Origin of the sequence: Ancylobacter polymorphus (genome assembly GCF_022836935.1) — a bacterium.
GTDB lineage: Bacteria > Pseudomonadota > Alphaproteobacteria > Rhizobiales > Xanthobacteraceae > Ancylobacter > Ancylobacter polymorphus_A.
On sequence record NZ_CP083239.1, the window covers coordinates 1,109,497 to 1,126,405 of the forward strand.

The window sequence follows — 16,909 nt, forward strand, 5'->3', positions numbered from 1 at the left end:
GCTTGTGACGCAGCGTCAGCCGGGGCCGATCGCACGCCCCTCGCGCAGCACCTGTTCCGCCGCCGCGCTTGGCCGGCCGGCCTCGTCCGCCAGCACAAAGCCGGGCAGGAAGGCGGGGGGCGTGCGCCGGCCCTTCACCGCACCGATCAGCAGCCGGTGCGCCGGTGCGCCGGGGCCGGGATGCACCGGGCGGATCGTCACGGCACCGAAACGGCCCTTCAGCCCCTCCAGCAGCGCCTCGATCGCCTCCGGCCGGTGGATCAGCGCCAGCCGCCCGCCGGGGGCGAGCAGCCGCTCCGCCGCGCGCAGCCAGATCGTGACATCGGCATCGGCGATGGCATGGGCGAGCGCGCGGCCCGCATGCGGCGAGAGGCGGTGGCGGGCGGGATCGTTGAAGGGCGGGTTCATCAGCACGAGATCGGCGGCGCGGGCGGGCGGCTCCGGCGGCCCGGAGGGACGGCCGAGCGTGGCGACATCGGCATCGACCACCCGCACCCGCCCCGACAGGTCGGGCGACTGCCGGGCGGCGTTGCGGAGGGCGAGGCCGGCAAGTTCCGGCACGATCTCGACCAGCGTCACCTGCGCCGCCGGCACCCGCACGGCATAGGCAAGGCCCGCCGCGCCAACCCCGGCGCCGAGATCGACCACGCGCGCCGCCTCCGGCGCGCTCGCCGCCAGCAGCATGGCGTCATGCCCGGCGCGATGGCCGCGCGGCGGTTGCAGCAGCTGCAGCCGCCCGCCGAGAAAGGCGTCGTCGGTCAGGGCGTCGCCGGCCGGCGCCGCCTCGGTGCCGACGCTCATGGCGCGACGAGCGCGGCGCCGAAGCCGGCGCCGTCCAGCAGCGCGCGCGCCTCGCCTTCGCGCTCGTCCTCCACCAGCAGCCGGCGCGGCAGCAGGCCGATCGAGCCCTCCATCACGCTCATATGCTGGTCGAGCACGAGATGACCGATGCCGGCGCTGTCGAGCAGGGCGGCGATGGCGGAGAGGAGGACGATGTCATTGGTCCGCAGGATTTCACGCATCGCCCATATGAGGCAGCAAGCCGGCCGGCTGGCAAGCGACCCGTGCGGGCGGCGTCACTGGCGCATCTCGGCGCGCACGGCGGGGTCGAAACCTTCATCGAGGCCGAGGCGGACGAGTTCGCGGTACTGGATGGTCAATTTGCGCTTCAGCGCGGGGAAGCCGAGCTCCAGCACGAATTCCGGGTGCATCATCGGGAAGGAGGCGAAGAGCCGCTTGCGGCGGATCGGGCGCGCCAGCGCGTCGCGGATGCGCAGCGGCGACCAGCCCTTGGCGATCAGCGGCTTGAGCTTGGCCGCGTCCTTCGGGTTCAGCTGGCACTGATAGGCGAAGATCCGGGCGAGCTTGTCCGGGTCGTCCAGCGCCATCAGCCGGTCGATCACCGTGCGCCAGTGGACGAGCGCGCCCAGCGTATAGCCCCGGCGGGCGAAGTGGCGCGACAGGCCGCGCTCCAGCCGCCGCACCACCAGATGCTTGTTGTCGATCAGCGGCATGTCGCGCCAGAAGGCGAGAAACTCCGCGCTCGCCAGCAGGCGCGGCGAGAAGCGCAGGAAATAGGACTGCACATAGTCCCGGCTCACGCCGAAGCGCGGCACGCCATTGAGCAGGAAGCCGAACACGTCTTCCGGTGCCTGCCGGCAGCGCGCCAGCGCATCGCAGTCTGTGCGCAGCGGAAACCACAGGCTGTCATTCATCACCACCAAAAGGCGCGGGCGCACGCCGCGCTCGAACAGGGTGAGAATGCCTTCGCGGAATCCGCCGAAATCATAGCCGATATTGGGCCGTTCGATCACCAGATGCGTATCAAGCGCCAGCCGCGCGCGGTCCTCGTCGCGCAGCGGGGCGTTGGACACGACGACGCAGGCGAGCCCGTTGCGGGCGAAATGCGCCAGCGTGGCAAGGGTGGAGGCGGGGATGCCGTCGCGGGGAAAGATCACCAGAATGGCGACCTCATCGGCAATCGGCTGCCGCCCCTGCGTCACCCTCACGCGTTCGTGGCGGCTCGCATCATATTCGCGCCGCCGCACGGCGCCGAGAAACAGATACGGGGTGCTGCGCAGCTTGGCGCGCCAGCGTCCAAGCTCCTTGCGGACTTTTGAAACCAAGGCCAAGCCCGGGACCCCACGCAAAACGACGGATGGCGATTACTGGCAAATCGGCGTTATCTCCGCAACAGCGCGTTTCGATGCCGCAACGGCACGACACACCGCCGCGCAACCCCGGCCGCGCGGACCGGAAAAGGTCGCTCGACGAAAACTTTCACCTTCCGGCCGGGTAAGCTATGAGAACCCGTCGGGTTGCACGCGCACCGGCGCTCGCCGTCGCCATTGCTGAGGGAGCCCCCTTTGTCCGTCGCCTACTCCTTCGCTACCGCCGCGACCCCGACCGACGCCTCGCTGGAGGGCATCGTCAGCCTCGTGCGCGCCGACATGGACCGCGTCAACGCGCTGATCCTCTCGCGCACCGGCTCCGAGGTGACGATGATCCCGGAGGTGGCGCAGCACCTGATCTCGTCCGGCGGCAAGCGCCTGCGCCCCATGCTCACCCTCGCGACGGGCGCGCTCTCCGGCTATGAGGGCGACGGCACGGTGAAGCTCGCCGCCTCGGTGGAGTTCATGCACACGGCAACGCTGCTGCACGACGACGTGGTGGACGACAGCGAGATGCGCCGGGGCAAGCTCGCCGCCCGCATGCTGTGGGGCAATGAGGCGAGCGTGCTGGTGGGCGACTTCCTGCTCGGCCAGGCCTTCCGCATGATGATCGAGGTCGGCAATATGCGGGCGCTCGACATTCTCTCCACCGCCGCCGTCGTCATCGCCGAGGGCGAGGTCGCCCAGCTCGCCGCCGCCAAGAACATCGGCACGGATGAGGAAGCCTATCTCGCGGTGATTCGCGGCAAGACGGCCGAACTCTTCGCCGCCGCCTGCGAGGTCGGCCCGGTACTGGCCGGCCGCACGCCGGAAGAGCAGGCCGCCTGCCGCGCCTACGGCATGAATCTCGGCATCGCCTTCCAGCTCGTCGACGACGCGCTCGACTATGGCGGCTCGCAGGCCGATCTCGGCAAGAATGTCGGCGACGATTTCCGTGAGGGCAAGATCACGCTGCCCATCGTGCTGGCGGTGCGCCAGGGCGACGAGGGCGAGCGCGACTTCTGGCGCCGCTGCCTGGAGCGCGGCGAGATCGGCGAGGGCGACCTCGAACAGGCCATGGGCCTGCTGGTGCGCCATGGCGCCATCGCCCAGACCGTGGAGCGCGCCCGCGCCTATGGTGCCGCCGCCAAGCAGGCGCTCGATGTCTTCCCCGCCAGCCCGGCCCGCGCGGCGCTGCTCGACGTGGTGGATTTCTGCGTCGCCCGCGTGCGCTGAACAGAGCGTTTTCGAGCGAAGTGGACACCGGTTCGCGTGAAGAAAACGCGACAAACAGTGAAATGATCAGCCGCGCGGCGCGTAGAGGATGAGCGCCGCGCCGACGAGGCAGATCGCCCCGCCCATCAGGTCCCAGCGGTCGGGGCGGAAGCCTTCCACCGCCCATAGCCAGACCAGCGACGCCGCGACATAGACCCCGCCATAGGCGGCGAAGGCCCGCCCGGCAGCGGCGGCGTCCACTTGCGTCAGCGCCGCGCCGAAGGCGAGGAGGCTGAGCCCGCCCGGCACCAGCCACAGCGCGCTCGCCCCGTTGCGAATCACCGCCCAGAAAGCGAAGCAGCCGGCGATTTCCAGCAGGGCCGCGAGGGCGAAGAACAGGGCGGTGTGCATCGTTGCTCCTTGGCCCCGCTCAGCCCAGCACGGTGGATTTCACCCACCAGCCCGGATGCGCGCCCGTCACCTGCCGCGCGGCGGCGGCGGCGGCGCGGCAATCGTCATAGAGCGCGAACATCGTCGCGCCGGAACCGGACATGCGCACCAGCCGCGCGCCCGCCGTGGCGCCCAGCGCCCGCTCGACATCCCCCAGCACGGGGGCCAGCATGCGGGCCGGCGGCTCGAGGTCGTTCGGCTCCGTGGCGAGCCAGTCCAGCAGCGCCGCCCGCGACGGCGCGGACGGAAAGGCGGCTCCACCTGCGTCCCGCGATGTGCCGGGCGCCAGCGCCAGGGCGCGGAACACCGCGGCGGTGGCGACCGCGACGCGCGGATTGACCAGCACGGCGCCGAAGCGCGGCAAGGCGAGCGGGGTAAGGACCTCGCCGCGCCCGGCCATCAGGCAGGAGCGGCCATAGAGGCAGGCCGGCACGTCCGAACCCGTGGCGAGCGCCGCCGCGAACAGCCTTTCATCGTCGACGGCGAGACCATTGGCCCGCGCCAGCAGCCGCAGCGCCGCCGCCGCATCGGCCGAGCCGCCGCCCAGCCCCGCCGCCACCGGCAGCCTCTTGGCGAGGGTGAAGCGGCCGAGACGCAGCCCCGGCACACGCGCCGCCAGCGCCCGCGCCGCCTTCAGCACCAGATTGTCCGCCTCCCCCGCCAGCACCGGCGCGCCGGGCCCTTCCAGCCCGAGGCTCAGCTCGGCGCCTGGCCTCAGCGCCAGCCGGTCGCCGGCACCGGCAAAAGCGACCACGCTCGACAAATCGTGATAGCCATCCGCGCGCCGGCCCAGCACCCGCAAGGTGAGGTTCACCTTGGCGGGCGCGCGTTCGTGCAGCAGGACGGAGGGCGGCGGATCGGCTCGCATGGCCCCGCTTATGCGACGCGCGCCGGCCGGCGGCAAGCGAGGGCCGTGGCGGCAAGGAAGGCCGGCGCACCGCCGCCGCCGGAGGCCGCCGCAGGGTCCGACTTGCGCAACACCGCCTTTTGGCTGTATAAGCAGCGCATTCAACGATCTCACAAACGATCATCTGGTCGGTTGAGAGTGGGTTCCGCCGGCGGAGCCCGCTCTTTTTGCATTGCGGATCGTCAGGCGATCCGACGAGGACGATGAGCGACACCGAAGCCCACGCCATAGACGCGACCACCCCGCCCGAGGGCCGGCTCGACGAGCCGCGTCTCGTCATCGAGGCTGGCCCCGCCGCCCGTGTCGCCGCCATTGTCGGCCCGGTGTTGGAAGGGCTCGGCTTCCGCCTGGTGCGCGCCAAGATTTCCGGCGGTAGCCCGCCGACCCTGCAGATCATGGCCGAACGCCCGGACGGTTCCTTCGGCATTGATGAGTGCGAGGCGGCGAGCCGCGCCATCTCGCCGGTGCTCGATGTCGAGGACCCGATTTCCGGCGCCTATAATCTCGAAATGTCCTCGCCCGGCATCGACCGGCCGCTGGTGCGGCTCTCCGATTTCCAGCGCTGGGCCGGCCATGATGTGAAGATCGAGATGGCCGTGCCGCATGAAGGGCGCAAGCGCTTCCGTGGCATCCTCGCCGGCGCCGAAGGCCCGAACGCGCTGGTGCGCCTGCCGGACGCCCCGGCCGATGCGCCCGGCACCGTCGCTCTGCCCATCGCCGACATCGGCGACGCCCGGCTCGTTATGACCGAGGCGCTGATCCGCGACGCGCTGCGCCGCGACAAGGCGCTGCGCGAGGGCGCGGGCATCGAGGAAGACGACATCGACACCGCCGATCTCGGCGACGTGCCGTTCGACGGGGATGACGACGCGAACGGCGACGACGACATGTTCGTCGGCGGCGAGGGCATCGCCCCGCGCGTCATTCCGCCGAAGAAGATGCCGGTGAAGCAGAAATCCAAGCCGATGCTGAAGCCCAAGGGCGCGGCCAAGCCCGGCAAGAAATCCAACGCCAAACGCAAATCCTATGCGAAGGAGACGCACTGATGGCCGTCGTCAGCGCCAACCGGCTTGAACTCCTGCAGATCGCCGACGCGGTCGCGCGGGAAAAGACGATCGACCGGGGTATCGTGATCGCCGCGATGGAAGATGCGATCGCCAAGGCCGCGCGCTCGCGCTACGGCGCCGAGACCGACATCCATGCCGAGATCAACCCGCGCACCGGCGAGCTGCGCCTCGCCCGCCACCTGCTGGTTGTCGAGCAGGTCGACAACCCGGCGGTGGAGATCGACCTCATCGGCGCGCGCCGGCTGAACCCGGCGGCACAGATCGGCGATTCCATCGCCGACACCCTGCCGCCCTTCGATTTCGGCCGCATCGCCGCGCAGTCCGCCAAGCAGGTCATCGTGCAGAAGGTGCGCGAGGCCGAGCGCGACCGTCAGTATGACGAGTTCAAGGACCGCATCGGCGAAATCGTCAACGGCGCGGTCAAGCGCGTCGAATACGGCAATGTCGTCGTCGATCTCGGCCGCGGCGAAGCCTCGCTGCGCCGCGACGAGCTGCTGCCGCGCGAAGTGTTCAAGACCGGCGACCGCATCCGCGCCTATGTCTATGACGTGCGCCGCGAGCAGCGCGGGCCGCAGATCTTCCTCTCGCGCACCCATCCCCAGTTCATGGCCAAGCTGTTCGCGCAGGAAGTGCCGGAGATCTATGACGGCATCGTCGAGATCAAGTCGGTGGCCCGCGATCCCGGCTCGCGCGCCAAGATCGCCGTCACCTCGCGCGATTCCTCGGTCGACCCGGTCGGCGCCTGCGTCGGCATGCGCGGCTCGCGCGTGCAGGCCGTGGTGAACGAGCTGCAGGGCGAGAAGATCGACATCATTCCGTGGTCGCCGGATGTCGCGACCTTCATCGTCAACGCCCTCGCCCCGGCCGAAGTGGTCAAGGTGGTGCTCGACGAGGACCGCGAACGTATTGAAGTTGTGGTCCCGGATGCCCAACTAAGCCTCGCCATCGGCCGCCGCGGCCAGAATGTGCGCCTCGCCTCCCAGCTCACCGGCTGGGACATCGACATCATGACCGAGGCGGAAGAGAGCGAGCGGCGGCAGAAGGACTTCGCCGAGCGCACCACCATGTTCGCCGAGGCGCTCGACCTCGACGAGATGATGGGCCAGCTGCTGGCCTCGGAAGGCTTCGCCTCGGTCGAGGAAATCGCCTATGTGCCGCTGAACGAACTGGCGAGCATCGAGGGCTTCGACGAGGACACGGCGCAGGAACTGCAGAACCGCGCCCTCGCCCATCTGGCGCAGGTGGAAGCCGCCTTCGACGCGCGCCGCCGCGAACTCGGGGTCGAGGACGCGCTGCGCGACGTGCCGGGCGTCACCTCGCCCATGCTGGTGGCGTTCGGCGAGAACGACATCAAGACGGTCGAGGATCTCGCCGGCTGCGCCACCGACGACCTCACCGGCTGGACCGAGCGCAAGGACGGCGAAACCGTCCGCGTCGCCGGCGCGCTGGAAGGCTTCGAGCTGTCCCGCGAGGACGCCGAGCAGCTGATCATGCAGGCCCGCGTCAAGGCCGGCTGGATCACCGCCGAGGAACTCGCCGGCCCGGCCGAGGATGAGATCGACGCCGAGGCGGACGAGGCCGGCGAGGCCGAGGCCTGAGCGGCCGGGCCGAGGGCGGCGCGACCGAAGGGAAGACGACGGTGACGGACGAGACGGCCCCGCAGGAGACGGCCCCCCACGGGGCGGCACCGGCGGACACCGGCCCCGAAACGGGCTTCACCGACGCCGATCAGGCGGATGTGGGGCTCACCGATGCCGGCCTGCCGGATGCGGGCCGCGCGCTGACACGGCTGTGCATCGCCAGCCGGACGGTGCGGCCGGTGGAAGACTTGCTGCGCTTCGTCGTGGCGCCGGACGGCACAGTGGTGCCGGACATTCACGCCCGGCTGCCCGGGCGTGGCGCCTGGCTCACCGCACGGCGTGCCGTGCTGGCCGAGGCGCTGAAGCGGAAGGCATTTTCCCGCGCCTTCAAGGGCAAGGGACGTGCCGGCCCGGAACTGTCCGATCTCGTCGGCCAGCTCCTGGAAAAGGATGCGCTCGCCTCCCTCGGCATCGCCAAGAAGGCGGGGCAGGTGGTGACGGGCAACGCCAAGGTGATCGAGGCGCTGCAGAGCGGGAAGGTCGCGGTGCTTGTGCATGCGAGCGAAGCCGCCCCGGACGGGGTGGGAAAGCTCGACGCGCTGGCACGGCGGATCGGCGAGGCTGACGGACGGGAAATTGCCCGCATCGGCAGCCTTCCGGGAACACAATTGGACTTGGCGCTTGGGCGGGCAAATGTGGTACATGCTGCGCTGCTCGCGCATCCGACGAGCGCGGGGTTCCTCGCGCGAATGAAACGGCTCGAAGGCTGGCGCGCGGAATAAGCAGGCTGGCCGACGATAGTGGGGCCTTCCCGCATGAGGCGGGAAGGTACAGGAACGGATACCGAATGACCGATACGAAGAACCCGGGCGAGAAGACGATGGGCGTCGGACAGGGTGGCAAGACCACCCTCACGCTCAAGCGACCTGTCGAGCAGGGCGTCGTCCGCCAGAGCTTCAGCCATGGGCGGTCCAAGTCCGTCGTGGTGGAGAAGGTGAAGCGCCGTGTGCTCGGCCCGGGCGACAAGCCCGAGGCGCCGACCCCGGCCGCACCCGCTTCGCCGCCGGCATCCGCACCGCCCGCCGCGCAGGCGGCCCGTCCGGCTCCGGCCGCTCCGGCCGCGCCCGCACGTCCGGCTCCCAGCGCCCCGGCGGCTGCCGCCGCGCCGGCTCGTCCGGTGGTGAGCGCACCGGCAGCGGCACCCGCACCGGCACCGGCGACGGCGGCCCCCGCGCCGGCCCGTCCGGCCGCGAGCGCACCGGCACGCCCCGTGACGAGCGCCCCTGCACGCCCGGCCGCGAGCGCTCCCGCCCGCCCGGCGGGCAGCGCCCCGGCGTCGAGCACGTCGGCAGGCTCGTCCGGCCGGCCGGCGCTGCGCACCCAGCCCTCCCCGGGCGCGAATCTCTCCAGCCCCCGTCCGGCGCCGCAGGGCAGCCGCCCGGGTGGCGTCGTGCTGCGCACGCTGACGGAAGAGGAGGCCCGCGCCCGCGCCGCCGCCCTGCAGGATGCCCGCATCCGCGAGGTCGAGGATCGCAAGCGCGCCGAGATCGAAGCCGCCCGCCGCGCCGAGCGCGAGGCGCGCGAAAAGGTCGAGCGCGAGGCCGCCGAGGCCCGCAAGCGCGAGGAAGACGCGCGCCGCGCCTTCGAAGAGGAAGCCAAGCGGAAATCCGAGCAGGAGGCGCGCAAGCGCTTCGGCGAGGACCAGCCGGCCGCCGCCTCGGCGAGCCCGGCCTCGCGCGCTGCCACGCCCGCCAGCCCGTCGCAGACGCCGGCCGCCGCTCCCGGCGCGCCGCGTGTCGCCACGCCGCGCGGCGCCATGGATGCCGAGGAGGACGATCGCCGTCCGGCCCGTCGTGGCCCCGGTGGCGCCCCCGCGCGTCCCGCCGTTCCGGCCAAGCCGACCCGCACCGCCGGCCCGGAAAAGAGCCGCGGCCGCCTGACCGTCGTCAACGCCCAGTCGGCGGATGACGAGCGTCAGCGCTCCGTCGCCTCGTTCCGCCGCCGCACCCAGCGCATGAGCGGCCATCGCCATGTCGAGGCGAAGGAAAAGATCGCCCGCGAAGTGACCATCCCGGAGACCATCTCCATTCAGGAGCTGGCCAACCGCATGGCCGAGCGCGCGGTCGACGTGATCCGCCTGCTGATGAAGCAGGGCCAGATGGTGAAGATCACCGACGTGATCGACGCCGACACCGCCCAGCTCATCGCCGAGGAACTCGGCCACAGCGTGCGCCGCGTCGCCGAATCGGACGTGGAAGAAGGCCTGTTTGACACGGCGGACACCGAGGAGAACCTCGAGACCCGTCCGCCGGTCGTCACCATCATGGGCCATGTCGACCACGGCAAGACCTCGCTGCTCGACGCCATCCGCAAGGCCAATGTCGTCTCCGGCGAGGCCGGCGGCATCACCCAGCACATCGGCGCCTATCAGGTGACCTCGCCGCTCGGCGGCAAGATCACCTTCATCGACACGCCCGGCCACGCCGCCTTCACGGCGATGCGTGCGCGCGGCGCCAAGGTGACGGACATCGTGGTGCTGGTGGTGGCGGCCGATGACGGCGTCATGCCGCAGACGGTCGAGGCCATCAATCACGCGCGCGCCGCCAAGGTGCCGCTGATCGTGGCGATCAACAAGATCGACAAGCCGGACGCCAAGCCCGAGCGCGTGCGCAGCGAATTGCTGCAGTACGAGGTTCAGGTCGAAAGCCTCGGCGGCGACACGCTGGAAGTCGAGGTCTCCGCCAAGGCGCAGACCAATCTCGACAAGCTGCTGGAGCTCATCAGCCTGCAGGCGGAAGTGCTCGACCTCAAGGCGAACCCCAACCGCGACGCGGAAGGCACCGTCATCGAGGCCAAGCTCGACCGTGGTCGCGGTCCTGTCGCCACCGTGCTGGTGCAGCGTGGCACGCTGCATGTCGGCGACATCGTCGTCGCCGGCGCCGAGATGGGCCGCGTGCGCGCGCTCATCGACGACAAGGGCAACAATGTCAGCGATGCCGGGCCATCTTTCCCGGTGGAAGTGCTCGGCTTCAACGGCACGCCGGAGGCGGGCGACCGCCTCGCCGTGGTCGAGAACGAAGCCCGCGCCCGCGAGATCACCGACTATCGCCAGCGCCAGAAGCGCGAGAAGGCGGCGGCCCGTTCCGCCACCGTCCGCGGCTCGCTGGAGCAGATGATGAGCCAGGCCAAGACCACCGGCCGGAAGGAATTCCCGCTCATCATCAAGGGCGACGTGTCCGGCTCGGTCGAAGCGATCATCTCCTCGCTGGAGAAGCTCGGCACCGACGAGGTGCAGGCCCGCATCATCCACTCCGGCGCCGGCGGCGTGAACGAGAGCGACGTGACGCTGGCCGAGACGGCCGGCGCGGCGATCATCGCGTTCAACGTGCGCGCCAACAAGGAAGCGCGTGACGCGGCCGAGCGTGCCGGCATCGAGATCCGCTACTACAACATCATCTACGACCTCGTGGATGACGTGAAGGCGGCGATGGGTGGCCTGCTCGCCCCGGTCAACCGCGAGACCATGCTCGGCAACGCCCTCATTAAGGAGATCTTCGCGGTCTCCAAGGTGGGCAAGGTTGCCGGTTGCCTGGTCACCGACGGCATCGTCGAGCGCGGCCAGCATGTCCGCCTCATCCGCGACAACGTGGTCATCCACGAAGGCAAGCTGGCGACGCTCAACCGCTTCAAGGATGCGGTCAACACGGTGCATTCCGGCCAGGAATGCGGCATGTCCTTCGAGAACTACCAGGACATGCGCGCCGGCGACGTCATCGAGTGCTACCGCGTCGAGGTGGTGCAGCGCACCCTCTGAGCGGGGCCCCTCTGAGCCAGGCGGCCGACGCCGCCGCTCACGGCACATTCAGGCCGCTCCCGCACGCGGGCGCGGCCTTTCCACGGGAGCGCGCGGTCCAAGCCCGTTCGCTCCGGTCGCGGTCGGCCCCTTGCTGCCTTATGCGGGCGGGGCCCTGAAGGTTTGATGACATGAAGAACAAAGCGAGTTCGGGCGCCGGCCCGAGCCAGCGCCAGCTGCGCGTGGGCGAATTGGTGCGCCACGCCCTCTCCGACATTCTCGCCCGCGGCGACCTGCCCGATCCGGCGCTGGCCAAGGTGCTGATCACCGTGCCGGAAGTGCGGATGAGCCCCGACCTGAAGATCGCCACCTGCTACGTCATGCCGCTCGGCGGCAAGGACCCGAAGGCGGCGATCGAGGCTTTGGCGACCAATGCCAAGCCGCTGCGCGGCGAGATCGCCCGCCGCGTCGAGCTGAAATTCGTCCCCGAGCTGCGCTTCCGCATCGACACCTCCTTCGAGGAGGGCGCGCGCATCGACGCGCTGCTGCGCCTGCCCCAGGTGCAGCGCGACCTCGACGGCCCCGACACCGACACTCCTGACAGCCGAGAGGACGAGGCATGAGCGCCCCGCTCGATTCCGCCCACCCGACCGAGGACGCCGAGCTGCCGCCGGCCGCGCCGGTGGAGACCGGCCGCGAGGCCCCGCGCAAGCGCCGGCCCAAGCGCGATGTCGATGGCTGGGTGCTGCTCGACAAGCCGGTCGGCATGACCTCGACCCAGGCGGTCGGCGCGGTGAAATGGCTGTTCCAGGCCAAGAAGGCCGGCCATGCCGGCACGCTCGACCCGCTCGCCTCCGGCTGCCTGCCGATTGCGCTCGGCGAAGCGACCAAGACCGTTCCCTTCGTCATGGACGGGCGCAAAGTCTATCGCTTCACCGTGCGCTGGGGTATCGAGACCGACACCGACGACAGCGAGGGCCAGCCGGTCGAGACCTCCGAGGCGCGCCCGACGCGCGAGGCGATCCTCGACCTGCTGCCGCGCTTCCGTGGCGAGATCGAGCAGGTACCGCCGGCCTATTCGGCGCTGAAGATCAATGGCGAGCGCGCCTATGATCTCGCCCGCGACGGCATCGAGGTGCAGCTCGCCGCCCGCACCGTGGTCATTCATTCGCTGGAGCTGGTCGAGCAGCCCGACGCCGACCACGCCGTGTTCGAGGCGGAATGCGGCAAGGGCACCTATGTGCGCTCGCTGGCCCGCGATTTCGGCCGGGCGCTCGGCGTGCGCGGCCACATCTCCGCCCTGCGCCGCACCCGCGTCGGCACCTTCGCCGAAGAGGATCTGGTGCCGCTGGCGAAGCTACGCGAAGTCTCTGAATCCATGGACGACGCCCCGCCGCTGTTCGCGCTGCGCCCGGTGGAGATCGGCCTCGACAGCCTGCCGGCGCTGCGTGTGTCCTCGTCCGATGCCGCCCGCCTCGCCCATGGCCAGCCGATCATCCTGCGCGGGCGCGACGCGCCGGTGCTGGAAGGCCCGGTCGCCATCACCGCCGGCGGCCGCCTCATCGCCCTCGGCGAGGCCGAGGCCGGCGAGATCCACCCCAAGCGGATCTTCCATTCCGCGAAATAGGCGGACCGCCTCATCGAAAAAGCAGGCGCGGGCGGTTCATTCCGCCGGCCGCGCCGCCGCCCAGGACAGCAGCGCGTCAAGCGCCGGGCACAGCGCCTGCCCCCACTCGGTGAGCGCATATTCCACCTTGGGCGGCACCTGCGGATAGACGATGCGCCGGACGATGCCGTCGCCCTCCATCTGCCGCAGCTGCTGCGCCAGCATCTTCTGCGAAATCGCCGGGATGGCGCGTTCCAGATCGGAAAAACGCAGCACCCGTCCGCCGAACAGGTGGAACAGGATCACCAGCTTCCAGCGCCCTTCCAGCAGCTTCAGCGCCTGTTCGACGCCGGAGGCCGCCGATTCGCGCGTATAGGCGGCAGACTTACTCTGGGGTAATGGGCTTACTTTTTCGTGCGTACTTGTCATTTGGTTAGCGTAAGCTCATCTCGGAGGCCCCGCAACCGCGCGGCGCCCGCTCGCCGCCACCATCGGAGCCCGCCCGGATGAGTGTCGAACTTCCCCCCGCCATCGCCGCCTATTTCCGCGCCGACCACGACGATCCCGCCGCCGTCGCCCGCTGCTTCACCCCGGAGGGCGTGGTGAAGGACGAAGGCCGGCTTCACCGCGGCCCGGAAGCCATCGCGGCCTGGAAGCGGCAGGCCTCCGCCTCCTATGAGTACACCAGCGAGCCGATAGGCGTGGAGCCGGATGGCGAGCGCCTCATCGTGACGGCGCATGTCGTCGGCACTTTTCCCGGCAGCCCGGTGGATCTGCGCTATGCCTTCACGCTGGAGGGCGCGCATATCGCCCTTCTGGAGATCGCGCCCTGAGGAGCGCGGGGCGGCGCCGGCGCAGCTTCCACTAGCACCTGCGCCGTTTTCGTGTATGGTGCCGGCGCGTCGCGGACCCCCTGTCCGCGCGACCGTAGTTCTTTGACCGCGCTGGACGACATCCCGGCCCGGCCAATCTGCGGACCCCGGCGCGCCCTTCCGGCCTTCCCGGCCCGGCGCCGCCTTTCACCTGAAGTCACGAAAGGACTTGCCCGATGTCGATCACTCCCGAGCGCAAGCAGGAGCTCATCAAGGAATACGCCACCAAGCCGGGCGATACCGGTTCGGCGGAAGTGCAGGTGGCGATCCTCACCGAGCGGATCACCAACCTCACCGGCCACTTCAAGGGCCACGCGAAGGACAACCACTCCCGTCGCGGCCTGCTCAAGATGGTGTCGGCGCGCCGTGGTCTTCTCGACTACCTCAAGAAGACCGAGGAAGCCCGCTACAAGGCGCTGATCCAGCGTCTGGGCATCCGCCGCTGAGGCACGACGCGAGGCTCGCGCCCGAAAGGCGCGGGCCTCGTGCGCATTGACGACGGCGCGGGCGGAGGACCCGTCGCGCTGAAGACGCATGATGCGGCGGGCATGGGGCTCGCCGCGACCGATAGTGAAGCGGCGCGCCATGGCAGGATCGCCGGAGACTCACGGGTCCGTGGCCTCGCCACCGTGAAGCCCCCCGAGTCTCTCGCCGTCTTGCCCATGGCCCCGCTTCGGAAAGCCAGAGACAGACATGTTCGATATTCACCGCGAGGAACTCGACTGGGGCGGGCGCACGCTGACCCTCGAGACCGGCCGCATGGCGCGCCAGGCTGATGGCGCCGTGCTCGCGACCTATGGCGACACCACCGTGCTCGCCACCGCCGTTTCCGCCAAGGCGCCCAAGCCCGGCCAGGACTTCTTCCCGCTTACCGTCAACTACCAGGAAAAGACCTACGCGGCCGGCCGCATTCCCGGTGGCTATTTCAAGCGCGAAGGCCGCCCGAGCGAGAAGGAGACCCTCGTCTCCCGCCTGATCGACCGTCCGATCCGCCCGCTCTTCGCCGAAGGCTACAAGAACGACACCCAGGTCGTCGTCACCGTGCTCTCGCACGACCTTGAGAACGACCCCGACATCGTGGCGATGGTCGCCGCCTCGGCCGCCCTCACCCTCTCCGGCGTGCCGTTCATGGGCCCGATCGGCGGCGCCCGCGTCGGCTTCATCGACAATGAATATGTGCTGAACCCGACGCTCGACGAGCTGAAGGAATCGGCGCTCGACCTCGTGGTCGCCGGCACCGCCGACGCCGTGCTGATGGTCGAATCCGAAGCCAAGGAGCTCTCCGAAGAGGTGATGCTCGGCGCGGTCATGTTCGGCCACCGCCACTTCCAGCCGGTCATCGACGCCATCATCCGCCTCGCGGAGAAGGCCGCCAAGGAGCCGCGCGACTTCGCCGCTCCCGACCATTCGGCGCTGGAAGCCGAGCTGCGCACCCTGATCGACGCCGATCTGCGCGCCGCCTACAAGATCGTCCGCAAGCAGGACCGCTACGAGGCGGTCGGCAATGCCAAGGCGAAGGCCAAGGCGCATTACGCCGCCCTCGCCGCCGAAGGCAAGGACGTGCCGGACTCCCAGACCCTCTCCGAGGTGCTGAAGGAGCTCGAGGCCAAGATCGTGCGCTGGAACATCCTCGACGAGGGGATCCGCATCGACGGCCGCGACACCAAGACCGTCCGCCAGATCGTCGCCGAGGCGAGCGTTCTGCCGCGCGCCCACGGTTCGGCCCTGTTCACCCGCGGCGAGACGCAGGCCCTCGTGGTCGCCACCCTCGGTACCGGCGAGGACGAGCAGTTCATCGACAGCCTGGAAGGCACCTATAAGGAGCGCTTCCTGCTGCACTACAACTTCCCCCCCTTCTCGGTGGGTGAAACCGGCCGCATGGGCTCGCCCGGCCGCCGCGAAATCGGCCATGGCAAGCTCGCCTGGCGCGCCATCCGCCCGCTGCTGCCGCCCGCGCACGAGTTCCCCTACACGCTGCGCGCCGTCTCGGAGATCCTGGAGTCGAACGGCTCCTCCTCCATGGCGACCGTCTGCGGCACCTCACTCGCGCTGATGGACGCCGGCGTGCCGATGCGCCGCCCGGTGGCCGGCATCGCCATGGGCCTCATCCTTGAGGGCGAGAAGTTCGCCGTGCTCTCCGACATCCTCGGCGACGAGGATCATCTCGGCGACATGGACTTCAAGGTGGCCGGCACCGACAAGGGCGTCACCGCCCTGCAGATGGACATCAAGATCGCCGGCATCACCGAGGAGATCATGAAGGTCGCCCTCGCCCAGGCGAAGGATGGCCGTCACCACATTCTCGGCGAGATGAGCAAGGCGCTGACCGGCGCCCGCTCCGAGCTCGGCGAGCATGCCCCGCGCATCGAGGTGATCCAGATCCCGGTCGACAAGATCCGCGAAGTGATCGGTTCGGGCGGCAAGGTGATCCGCGAGATCGTCGAGAAGACCGGCGCCAAGATCAACATCGAGGACGACGGCACGGTGAAGGTCGCCTCCGCCTCGGGCGAGTCGATCAAGGCGGCGCTGAACTGGATCAAGTCCATCGCCTCCGAGCCGGAGATCGGCCACATCTATGAGGGCACGGTGGTCAAGGTCGTCGATTTCGGCGCCTTCGTGAACTTCTTCGGCGCCAAGGACGGCCTCGTGCACGTCTCGCAGCTCGCCAAGGAGCGCGTGGCCAAGCCCTCCGATGTCGTCAAGGAAGGCGACAAGGTGAAGGTGAAGCTGCTCGGCTTCGACGAGCGCGGCAAGACCCGCCTGTCGATGAAGGTCGTCGACCAGGCGACCGGCGAGGACCTCGAAGCCAAGGCCAAGGCCGAGGATGGCGAGGCCGCCACGGCCGAGTGATCCGCCGCTTCACGCGGTTGAGGATTTTGAGCGGGGCGCCCTTGGCGCCAGCTCCGAACAATAACGGGGCGCCCTTGGCGCCCCGTTTTCATTTGGGCGCAACGGCCCGCAAGGACGCGCCGGGCGACATCCTTCGAGGCGCGCTGCGCGCGCACCTCAGGATGACGTGGCTCGCGAGTCATCGCCCTGCCAACGCTCGGCGCTTCAGGCCTGTTTCCCTCTTCCACATACGGCTTTCCGGTTTCGCGGGCTTGGAACACCTTCATCCTGAGGCGCCGGCCGCAGGCCGGCCTCGAAGGATGTTCGATGACGAAGGCGCTCGCCGCGCCCCTTCTGTCTCGTGCCCCCCGCCCCCGCGTTTCACACAAGCCTGCCCTGCCTGTCAGGCAATCGACACCTCCCCGCCCTAGGATTAGAAC

General features: G+C 69.9%; 16 protein-coding genes. 10 read left to right on the plus strand and 6 right to left on the minus strand.

Going from position 1 to position 16,909, the window contains the following annotated elements; translation table 11 throughout:
* Window positions 1-15: 15 nt before the first annotated feature.
* The 3 genes from K9D25_RS05240 to K9D25_RS05250 are packed head-to-tail and all read right to left on the minus strand — an operon-like array spanning window position 16 to window position 2,126.
* Window positions 16-801 carry a tRNA1(Val) (adenine(37)-N6)-methyltransferase gene (locus tag K9D25_RS05240; protein ID WP_244379954.1) on the minus strand — a complete coding sequence of 262 codons (786 nt, stop codon included), beginning with the start codon at window positions 799-801 and terminating at the stop codon, window positions 16-18.
* Window positions 798-1,022 carry a DUF2007 domain-containing protein gene (locus tag K9D25_RS05245; protein ID WP_244379958.1) on the minus strand — a complete coding sequence of 75 codons (225 nt, stop codon included), beginning with the start codon at window positions 1,020-1,022 and terminating at the stop codon, window positions 798-800. The genes K9D25_RS05240 and K9D25_RS05245 overlap by 4 nt, the downstream gene beginning before the upstream one ends.
* Window positions 1,023-1,076: 54 nt before the next feature.
* Complete coding sequence (locus K9D25_RS05250; protein WP_244379960.1) at window positions 1,077-2,126, minus strand: rhamnan synthesis F family protein; 1,050 nt, start codon at window positions 2,124-2,126, stop codon at window positions 1,077-1,079.
* A gap of 240 nt (window positions 2,127-2,366) precedes the next feature.
* On the opposite strand from K9D25_RS05250, the gene K9D25_RS05255 reads away from it, so the two are divergent.
* Window positions 2,367-3,386 (plus strand): polyprenyl synthetase family protein, encoded by a 1,020-nt coding sequence (locus K9D25_RS05255; protein WP_244379962.1) that lies wholly within the window; start codon window positions 2,367-2,369, stop codon window positions 3,384-3,386.
* 66 nt (window positions 3,387-3,452) lie between these two features.
* Here the strand turns inward: K9D25_RS05255 and K9D25_RS05260 are convergent, their stop codons facing one another.
* Window positions 3,453-3,776, minus strand: coding sequence for a YnfA family protein (locus K9D25_RS05260; RefSeq protein ID WP_244379964.1), 324 nt, complete (start codon window positions 3,774-3,776; stop codon window positions 3,453-3,455).
* Between the two features lie 19 nt (window positions 3,777-3,795).
* The gene (locus tag K9D25_RS05265) at window positions 3,796-4,683 is read right to left on the minus strand and encodes a 4-(cytidine 5'-diphospho)-2-C-methyl-D-erythritol kinase (protein ID WP_244379966.1); all 888 of its coding nucleotides are present in this window, start codon (window positions 4,681-4,683) and stop codon (window positions 3,796-3,798) included.
* Between the two features lie 242 nt (window positions 4,684-4,925).
* Here K9D25_RS05265 and rimP point away from each other — a divergent pair, with 242 nt between their 5' ends.
* From rimP to truB, 6 genes are all read left to right on the plus strand, one after another.
* The gene (gene rimP / locus K9D25_RS05270) at window positions 4,926-5,768 is read left to right on the plus strand and encodes a ribosome maturation factor RimP (protein ID WP_244379968.1); all 843 of its coding nucleotides are present in this window, start codon (window positions 4,926-4,928) and stop codon (window positions 5,766-5,768) included.
* Window positions 5,768-7,387 carry a transcription termination factor NusA gene (gene nusA / locus K9D25_RS05275; RefSeq protein WP_244379969.1) on the plus strand — a complete coding sequence of 540 codons (1,620 nt, stop codon included), beginning with the start codon at window positions 5,768-5,770 and terminating at the stop codon, window positions 7,385-7,387. Before rimP ends, nusA begins: the two co-directional genes overlap by 1 nt.
* A 41-nt stretch (window positions 7,388-7,428) precedes the next feature.
* Window positions 7,429-8,151 (plus strand): RNA-binding protein, encoded by a 723-nt coding sequence (locus K9D25_RS05280; RefSeq protein WP_244379971.1) that lies wholly within the window; start codon window positions 7,429-7,431, stop codon window positions 8,149-8,151.
* A 65-nt stretch (window positions 8,152-8,216) separates the two neighbouring features.
* Complete coding sequence (gene infB, locus K9D25_RS05285; protein WP_244379973.1) at window positions 8,217-11,183, plus strand: translation initiation factor IF-2; 2,967 nt, start codon at window positions 8,217-8,219, stop codon at window positions 11,181-11,183.
* Between the two features lie 170 nt (window positions 11,184-11,353).
* Window positions 11,354-11,785 (plus strand): 30S ribosome-binding factor RbfA, encoded by a 432-nt coding sequence (gene rbfA, locus K9D25_RS05290; RefSeq protein WP_244379980.1) that lies wholly within the window; start codon window positions 11,354-11,356, stop codon window positions 11,783-11,785.
* Entirely contained in the window at window positions 11,782-12,789 is a 1,008-nt protein-coding gene (gene truB / locus K9D25_RS05295) for a tRNA pseudouridine(55) synthase TruB (RefSeq protein ID WP_244379982.1), read from the plus strand. The genes rbfA and truB overlap by 4 nt, the downstream gene beginning before the upstream one ends.
* Window positions 12,790-12,825: 36 nt before the next feature.
* Here the strand turns inward: truB and K9D25_RS05300 are convergent, their stop codons facing one another.
* Entirely contained in the window at window positions 12,826-13,197 is a 372-nt protein-coding gene (locus tag K9D25_RS05300; protein WP_244379984.1) for a winged helix-turn-helix transcriptional regulator, read from the minus strand.
* 77 nt (window positions 13,198-13,274) lie between these two features.
* Between K9D25_RS05300 and K9D25_RS05305 the strand changes: the two genes are divergently transcribed.
* From K9D25_RS05305 to pnp, 3 genes are all read left to right on the plus strand, one after another.
* Window positions 13,275-13,601, plus strand: a complete 327-nt coding sequence (locus K9D25_RS05305; RefSeq protein ID WP_244379986.1) for a nuclear transport factor 2 family protein — start codon at window positions 13,275-13,277, stop codon at window positions 13,599-13,601.
* A gap of 215 nt (window positions 13,602-13,816) precedes the next feature.
* Window positions 13,817-14,086 (plus strand): 30S ribosomal protein S15, encoded by a 270-nt coding sequence (gene rpsO / locus K9D25_RS05310; RefSeq protein WP_244379988.1) that lies wholly within the window; start codon window positions 13,817-13,819, stop codon window positions 14,084-14,086.
* Window positions 14,087-14,333: 247 nt separating this feature from the next.
* Window positions 14,334-16,490: a polyribonucleotide nucleotidyltransferase gene (pnp, locus tag K9D25_RS05315; RefSeq protein WP_244379990.1), complete on the plus strand. Its 2,157-nt coding sequence runs from the start codon at window positions 14,334-14,336 to the stop codon at window positions 16,488-16,490.
* Window positions 16,491-16,909 lie beyond the last annotated feature (419 nt).

Coding starts and splice junctions, on each gene's coding strand:
- K9D25_RS05240 (WP_244379954.1), bottom strand. CDS start 801: ATGAGCGTCGGCACCGAGGCGGCGCCGGCCGGCGACGCCCTGACCGAC.
- K9D25_RS05245 (WP_244379958.1), bottom strand. CDS start 1,022: ATGCGTGAAATCCTGCGGACCAATGACATCGTCCTCCTCTCCGCCATC.
- K9D25_RS05260 (WP_244379964.1), bottom strand. CDS start 3,776: ATGCACACCGCCCTGTTCTTCGCCCTCGCGGCCCTGCTGGAAATCGCC.
- K9D25_RS05265 (WP_244379966.1), bottom strand. CDS start 4,683: ATGCGAGCCGATCCGCCGCCCTCCGTCCTGCTGCACGAACGCGCGCCC.
- rimP (WP_244379968.1), top strand. CDS start 4,926: ATGAGCGACACCGAAGCCCACGCCATAGACGCGACCACCCCGCCCGAG.
- nusA (WP_244379969.1), top strand. CDS start 5,768: ATGGCCGTCGTCAGCGCCAACCGGCTTGAACTCCTGCAGATCGCCGAC.
- infB (WP_244379973.1), top strand. CDS start 8,217: ATGACCGATACGAAGAACCCGGGCGAGAAGACGATGGGCGTCGGACAG.
- rbfA (WP_244379980.1), top strand. CDS start 11,354: ATGAAGAACAAAGCGAGTTCGGGCGCCGGCCCGAGCCAGCGCCAGCTG.
- truB (WP_244379982.1), top strand. CDS start 11,782: ATGAGCGCCCCGCTCGATTCCGCCCACCCGACCGAGGACGCCGAGCTG.
- K9D25_RS05300 (WP_244379984.1), bottom strand. CDS start 13,197: ATGACAAGTACGCACGAAAAAGTAAGCCCATTACCCCAGAGTAAGTCT.
- K9D25_RS05305 (WP_244379986.1), top strand. CDS start 13,275: ATGAGTGTCGAACTTCCCCCCGCCATCGCCGCCTATTTCCGCGCCGAC.
- rpsO (WP_244379988.1), top strand. CDS start 13,817: ATGTCGATCACTCCCGAGCGCAAGCAGGAGCTCATCAAGGAATACGCC.
- pnp (WP_244379990.1), top strand. CDS start 14,334: ATGTTCGATATTCACCGCGAGGAACTCGACTGGGGCGGGCGCACGCTG.